General features: G+C 71.7%; 6 protein-coding genes. 4 read left to right on the top strand and 2 right to left on the bottom strand.

The genetic code is table 11. The annotated features are described in order from the left end of the window. Window positions 1-301 precede the first annotated feature (301 nt). Both B042_RS0117275 and B042_RS0117270 read right to left on the bottom strand, forming a co-directional pair. On the bottom strand, window positions 302-1,756 hold the full coding sequence (locus B042_RS0117275) for a hypothetical protein (RefSeq protein ID WP_028649368.1): 1,455 nt from the start codon (window positions 1,754-1,756) through the stop codon (window positions 302-304). A 357-nt stretch (window positions 1,757-2,113) separates the two neighbouring features. Then, window positions 2,114-3,124, bottom strand: a complete 1,011-nt coding sequence (locus B042_RS0117270; RefSeq protein ID WP_028649367.1) for a YihY/virulence factor BrkB family protein — start codon at window positions 3,122-3,124, stop codon at window positions 2,114-2,116. A 403-nt stretch (window positions 3,125-3,527) separates the two neighbouring features. Here B042_RS0117270 and B042_RS0117265 point away from each other — a divergent pair, with 403 nt between their 5' ends. Genes B042_RS0117265 through B042_RS0117250 form a run of 4 tightly spaced genes read left to right on the top strand, consistent with a single transcriptional unit; the run spans window position 3,528 to window position 6,952 of the window. After that, complete coding sequence (locus tag B042_RS0117265; RefSeq protein ID WP_028649366.1) at window positions 3,528-5,225, top strand: nitrite/sulfite reductase; 1,698 nt, start codon at window positions 3,528-3,530, stop codon at window positions 5,223-5,225. 54 nt (window positions 5,226-5,279) lie between these two features. Further along, complete coding sequence (locus B042_RS0117260; RefSeq protein WP_028649365.1) at window positions 5,280-5,480, top strand: hypothetical protein; 201 nt, start codon at window positions 5,280-5,282, stop codon at window positions 5,478-5,480. Window positions 5,481-5,489: 9 nt separating this feature from the next. Then, window positions 5,490-6,188, top strand: a complete 699-nt coding sequence (locus B042_RS0117255) for a phosphoadenylyl-sulfate reductase (RefSeq protein ID WP_028649364.1) — start codon at window positions 5,490-5,492, stop codon at window positions 6,186-6,188. Between the two features lie 50 nt (window positions 6,189-6,238). Next, window positions 6,239-6,952 (top strand): sirohydrochlorin chelatase, encoded by a 714-nt coding sequence (locus B042_RS0117250; protein WP_231494135.1) that lies wholly within the window; start codon window positions 6,239-6,241, stop codon window positions 6,950-6,952. The last annotated feature ends 17 nt before the right edge of the window (window positions 6,953-6,969 follow it).

Here is a 6,969-nt window from a genome sequence, read left to right as displayed (position 1 = left end):
CCGCCATCGCCACCGGCGTCACCACCAGCGCCGCCATCGCCACCGGCGTCACCACCAGCGCCGCCGTCACCGGGGCCTTCGCCACCGTCGCCGCTGTCACCGGGGCCTTCGCCACCGTCGCTGCCGGTGTCCGGTGAGGGCGCGTCGGCCGGCAGGAGGTCCGGGACAGGGACCGTGCCGTCGAGAGTGTCGGCGTAGACCGGACCGGCCGCAAGCCCGGTCACGAACAGACCGGCGGCGGTCACTGTCAGTGCCCGTCTCTTGGAGGACATTCCACTCCTCTCTTCCTTGTGTTCTGCTCTTATCGGGGGGAAATGGCATAGAGGTGGTCGTCGTGGACCACGATGGCGTTGGTTCCGAGAAGCCCGACGGGGAAGGTCGCTCCGTCCGCGAGTTCGACCGGTTCACCGTCGGCACCCACCGCCACTGAACGTCCGTCGTCCATGTGTCCGAAGACCTGGTCGCCGACGGCGATCTGCGATGCGAACCCGGACACGGCCACGCCCTCGCCCGTCCCGGGGTCGACCACCGTGTGTCCGTAGCCGAGGATGTCGGTGCCCACCGCTAGGGACCGGTGGTCCACGTCTTCGAGGTCGGCCGGATCGACCTCGACGGTGCCGACCACGGAGCCGTCCTCGCGGTCGTGGTAGGTCAAGTGGCCGTCCTCGCCCTGTCCCGGCTGCCAGAGGACGAGGACGTACTCGCGCAGGGCGGTGACCACCGAGTCCACCCCGCCGGCGCCCTCGGGCCGCCGACCGGCGACCTCGGCGACGATCCCGTCGCGGTCGATCCAGAACCAGGGGCCGCTGACCCTGGCGGCGAGGACCCGTCCACCGGTGGCGAACATGGCGCCTGCGCCCTCGGGCGGGTCGACCCCCTCCAGGCCGCCGTCGACCGGGACGGACGGCTCGCCGCCGTCGAACACCAGCGGTGAGCCGCCGACGTACTGCACCCGCGCTCCGTCGGGGAGGTCCACACTGGCGGGCTCGGGATCATCCAACGGCCAGAACCACAGTGCCTCGGCGGTCTCGATGACGATGGCCTCGTCCCCGCCGTACTCCACGAACCGCGGGGCACCCAGGAACCCGGCCGGATCCCCCGGGAGTTCGACCTGCCAGAGCGGCTCGCCCGCCGTGTCGGAGAGGGTGAGCCGCCCCTCGGGGTCGACGTGGGACATGTGCTCGCCGTCCCGGCTGATCCGCACCTCGCTTCCCGGGGCGACCGGCCGCTCGAAGGCGATCATTCGGGAGAAGCCCGGAGGTGCGGCGACCGCGAGCCGCTCCGGGGCACCGTCGCCGCCCTCGCCGGTGCCCTCGGTGTCCGTTCCGGATGCCAGGGGGGAACCGGGCAGGTAGCGCAGGACGAACACCCCGACCGCGGCGACCAGGACCAGGGCCAGGGCGGCGGCCCCCACGATCAGCAGCCTGCGCCCGGCACCGCCGCGGGCGCGCTCGGAGGGGCGGGGCGCAGGCACGGGTCCCGGGTCGACCCGGTCCGCGGCCCTGACCACTCCGTCCGGGGTGGCGACCAGGTGCCAGAAGCCGCTGGCGTCGCGCGCGTCGACGAGGACGGGCTGTCCGACCCTGGCGGCGTAGCCGGTAGCGACGTCCAGCGCCGCCCGCCTGGTCTCCTTGGGCACCCTGCCGACGACGGTCTGGCGGTGCCCCTCGACGGCGATCTCGGCACTGCGCTCGTCGGGGGCGATGACGATGACGACGGTGGGCCGGGACTGCCCGGGGCGGGACGCCCGGCTCATGCTGCCTCCGGAGGTAGAAGGGTGGACCTGTGCGTGCGGGGGCCGGACACGGGGGCGGCCCGGGACCGCGGGCGGCCGTGACGAGGGGTGTGTCATCGTTTTCCGTGCGCGGTGACGATGATACTGACCGCAGCCGTCCGCGACCGGGCGGGCCGCGTCGTCCGCCACCGGGGATTCGACCGTTGTCGTCCCCGCCACCGGAGCTTCGTCCCATCATCACACCGGTGCCCCCGCCCGCTGCCTCGGCCTTCGGCGGTCGGCGCGGCCCCGCCCCCGCCGCACCGGCCTCGGTAAGGACATCCGGGAAGAGCGATAGGTTCACACCGAAATTGGCCGGTTCCGGCCAACGGCGCGGTGTCAGCGCCCGCCGTTCTCGGAGATGGTCGCGATGACGGCCCGTTCACGGCGCCGCGCCAGTTGGTCGGCGCGTTCGACACCGCGGTCGGCGACCTCCGCCCGGGCGGAGGCGGTGCGCACGGTCGGCCACAGAGCGTCGATCTCGGAGTTGAGCGAGGACCCGGCCAGGACGGCGATGGCCGTGACGTAGAGCCAGGCCAAGATGGCGATCGGAGCGGCCAGGGATCCGTAGATGTTCACCTCGCCCAGCGAGACGTCCAGGTAGGCGCGCAGTCCGGCCGAGCCCGCCATCAGCACGGCCGTCGCGAGCAGTGCACCGGGCAGGTGCCGCCACAGGGGCATGCGCACCGGGACGCTGAGTGCGTACAGGAGGGTGACCGCGACCGTGGCGGTCAGGCCGACGGCGGGCCAGTAGAGCAGGCCGAGGCGGCCGACCGTGAACGGCAGGAGGCGGTGGACCAGGTCGGGTCCGGCCACCAGGACGGGCAGTACCAGAATCGTGAACACCAGCCCGCCGAGGTAGGCGACAAAGGCCAGGATGCGCTGGCGTATCCAGCCCCGGAGCTCGTTCAGGCCGTAGGCGATGGTGATGGAGCGGATGAACACGTTCATCGCCCGTGAGCCCGACCACAGCGACACCAGGAAGGTGAGGGAGAGCAGGCCGCCCTCGACCCCGCCGAGGAAGTCGTCGACGAGCGGTTCCACGACCCCGGCGACGGTCTCCGCGGTCAGGACCCGGGCCGCGGTGTCCAGCATCAGCAGGCGGATCTCGTCGACCATCCCCTCGCCGAACACGGCTGCCAGCGGCCCCAGCGCCCCCAGCAGGCACAGCAGGAGCGCGGGCAGGGAGATGAGGGAGAAGAACGCCGACTCCGCGGCCAGCCCGAGTACCCGGTCACGGGAGAAGGCGCGAATCGTGCGCAGGAGCAGCAGGAGGGCGTTGTGCGTGACGGGGTGCCCGTGCAGCCACGCGCCGACGAGGCGCCAAAGTCCCTCCCAGAATCCCGTCACGGGAGAACGGTAGCGGTTCCCCGAAGGGGGGTGCCGACCAGCCCCCGGGCCGGCGGTGATGTGACTCACCCCGGCTGCGGCCGGACCGCTCCTGGACAAAAGGTGACTCCGCGTGCCATTCTCGTTGTCATGATCGCTGCTCTGGACCCCATGCTCTGCGTGCGCCGCCACGTGGACTACCTGCGGGTCCGCAGTGCCATCTGTTGTAGCGTCGGTTGATCTGTCCGCTTGAGACGCACCCGTTGACTCAGGGCTGCTCGCGGACCGGCGCTCGTCCCTCTCGATTCCACACTCGCGGTCTCCGACCGATCCACCCGGCACGACGGCGTGCGGTGCGTTCGGGCCAGCGGTGCGGGCGCCGGCCCCCGTGAGCGTCCCGTGACCCTATTCGGAGACACCCGCGATGCCGCCCTCTTCCGCGCAGCCCGGCACGACCGCCGCGACGGCCAAGCCCCGTCGCCGGCGGGGCGAGGGCCAGTGGGCCCTCGGCTACCGTGAGCCGCTGAACAAGAACGAGGAGAACAAGAAGAACGACGACGGGCTCAACGTCCGCGACCGGATCATCAACATCTACTCCAAGGCCGGGTTCGACTCCATCGACCCCGCCGACCTGCGCGGGCGCTTCCGCTGGTTCGGGCTCTACACCCAGCGCGCCCCGGGCATCGACGGCGGCAAGACGGCCGTGCTCGAACCCGAGGAGCTCGACGACCGCTACTTCATGCTGCGCGTGCGCATCGACGGCGGCCAACTGTCGGTCGCCCAGATGCGCGCGGTTGCCGAGATCTCCCGGGACTACGGCCGCGACACCGCCGACATCACCGACCGGCAGAACGTCCAACTGCACTGGGTGCGCGTCGAGGACGTGCCGGCGATCTGGGAGAAGCTGGAGTCGGTGGGCCTGTCCACCATGGAGGCCTGCGGCGACACCCCGCGTGTGATCCTGGGCTGTCCGCTGGCCGGCGTGGCCGAGGACGAGGTGTTGGACGCCACTCCGGAGATCTTCCAGGTCTACGAGGACCACATCGGCAGTCCGTTGTTCTCCAACCTGCCCCGCAAGTTCAAGTCGTCGATCTCGGGGTGCTCCTCCTACTGCACCAACCATGAGATCAACGACATCGCCTTCGTGGGCGTGCGCGACTCGTCCGGGCAGGCCGGCTACGACCTGTTCGTGGGCGGCGGCCTGTCCACCAACCCGATGTTCGCCAAGCGTCTGGGCACGTTCGTGCGCCCCGACCAGGTGAGCGAGGTGTGGGCGGGCGTCTGCTCGGTCTTCCGCGACTACGGCTTCCGCCGCCTGCGCACCCGCGCCCGGATCAAGTTCCTCATCAAGGAGTGGGGGGCGGAGAAGTTCCGCCGGGTGCTGGAGGAGGAGTACCTCGGCTACGCCCTGCCCGACGGCCCCGCCCCGGAGCTGGACCCGGGCCTGGAGCGCGACCACGTGGGCGTGCACCGCCAGCGCGACGGAAGGTACTATGTCGGCTTCGCCCCGAAGGTGGGCCGGGTGTCGGGTACCAAGCTGGCGCGTGTGGCCGACATCGCCGAAACGCACGGGTCGGACCGTATCCGCACAACCGCCGACCAGAAGCTGGTCATCCTGGACGTGGACGAGGAGCAGGTGGAGTCCATCACCGCCGCGCTGGAGGCGGAGGAGCTCCAGGTCCGGCCGAGCACGTTCCGCCGCCAGACCATGGCCTGCACCGGCATCGAGTTCTGCAAGCTGGCGATCGTGGAGACCAAGGGGCGCGCCGAGACCCTCATCGACGAGCTGGAGAAGCGCCTGCCCGAGTTCGACGAGCCGCTGAGCATCAACATCAACGGCTGCCCGAACTCGTGTGCGCGCATCCAGGTCGCCGACATCGGCCTCAAGGGCCAGCTCGTGATGAACGACCGGGGCGAGCAGGTGGAGGGCTACCAGATCCACCTGGGCGGCGGTATGGGTCTCACGAACGCCTTCGGCAAGAAGGTGCGCGGGCTCAAGACGACCTCCGAGGAGCTGCCCGACTACGTCGAGCGGGTACTGCGCCGGTTCCAGGAGGGAAGGAAGGACGGAGAGGCGTTCGCCGCCTGGGTGGCCCGGGCCGACGACGCCGATCTCAAGTAGCCGGCGGGCCCGGCTCCGGCCGGGCCCGCCACCTGAGGAGAAGCGAGGTGCACCGTGTCCGAGAGGGCCGCTCCCCACTACTGCCCCTACTGCGGTGACGAGGATCTGGTGCCCGAGGAGGGCGCTGCGGTCAAGGGGCTGGGCTACCCCTGGTCGTGCTTCTCCTGCGCCCGGGTCTTCCGGGTGACCTACGTCGGGCTGCGCTCGGCGTCGTTGTCGTCGGACAGCACCCCCTCCAGACCGCCGGAAGGCTGAAAGGCTGACATGAACCCCACCACCCCCGTGGGCGGGCCCGAACTTGCTGAGCAGGCCGCCCGTGAACTCGAAGACGCCCCGGCCCAGGAGATCATCGCCTGGGCCTCGGAGACCTTCGGGCCCGGCCTGTGCATGACCTCGTCCATGGCCGACGCCCTGATGGTCGACCTGGCCGCCAAGGTCGTCCCGGGGATCGACGTGATCTTCCTGGACACCGGCTACCACTTCCCCGAGACCATCGGCACCCGCGACGCGGTCGAGTCGGTGTACGACATCACCCTGCACACCATCGAGCCCAAGCGCACGGTGACCGAGCAGGACCTGGCGCTGGGGCCTCGCCTGCACAGCCGCAACCCGGAGCTCTGCTGCCACCTGCGCAAGGTCGAGCCCCTCCAGCGCGCGCTGGAGCCCTACAGCGCGTGGCTGACCGGCCTGCGCCGGGAGGACTCGGTGACCCGCCGCGACACCCCCGTCGTGCAATGGGACGAGCGCCGCCGTATGACCAAGGTGAACCCGATCGCGCGGTGGACGCAGGATCAGGTGGACGCCTACATGGCCGAGCACGGCGTGCTCGTCAACCCCCTCCGGTACGACGACTACCCGTCGATCGGCTGCGAGCCCTGCACCAAGCGGGTGGCGCCGGGTGAGGACCCCCGCAGCGGCCGGTGGGCCGGGACCGGCAAGACCGAGTGCGGTATCCACCTTTGACAGGCGGACGCGTGCCGGGTCCGGGAGCGGCGGGGACTCCGCTCCTGGCAGTGGCGCACGGGAGTACCGATCCCCGGTCGGCGGCGGCCGTGTCGTCGCTGTTCGACCGGGTCCGGGCCCGGAGGCCGGGTCTGGACGTGCGGCTGTGCTACCTGGACCACACGGCCCCCGGCGTGGCGGAGGCGATGGCGTGCCTGGGCCGGGACGGTGCGGACGAGGTGGTGGTGCTGCCGACGCTGCTCACCGCGGCCTACCACAGCAAGGTGGACCTGCCCGGGGTCCTGTCCGAAGGCGGGCCTCGGTGGCCGCGGGTGCGCTATGCCCACACCCTGGGGCCGCACCCGCTGCTGTCGGCGGCGGTGGAGCGGCGCCTGGCCGAGGCGGGTGCCGTACCGGGCCCGGGGACGGCCCTGGTACTGGCGGCGGCCGGGTCCAGTGATCCGGAGGCCAACGCCACCGTCGGGGCGGTGGCCGAGGAACTGGCCGGGCGTGCGCCCTGGCGGGAGGCGGTCCCGGCGTACGCGTCGGCGGCTTCGCCCGATCCGGGCGAAGCCGTGGCCGCGCTGCTGGAGGGGGGCGCGGAGCGGGTGGCGGTGGCCACCTACCTGCTGGCCCCGGGGTTCTTCGCCGACCGGGTGCGCGAGCGGTCGGCGGCGGCCGGCGCGGTGGTGGTCTCCGAGGCGCTGGGCGACGCCGAGGAGCTGGCCGGGGTGGTTCTGGAGCGCTACGACGCGGCCGCGGGGGACGCGCGAGCACGTCTCTGACCGGTGCGGCGAAGGCG

Source organism: Nocardiopsis sp. CNT312, from assembly GCF_000515115.1.
GTDB lineage: Bacteria > Actinomycetota > Actinomycetes > Streptosporangiales > Streptosporangiaceae > Nocardiopsis.
Note: the sequence above shows the minus strand (reverse complement) of the source record. Positions and strands in the feature narration are given on the sequence as shown.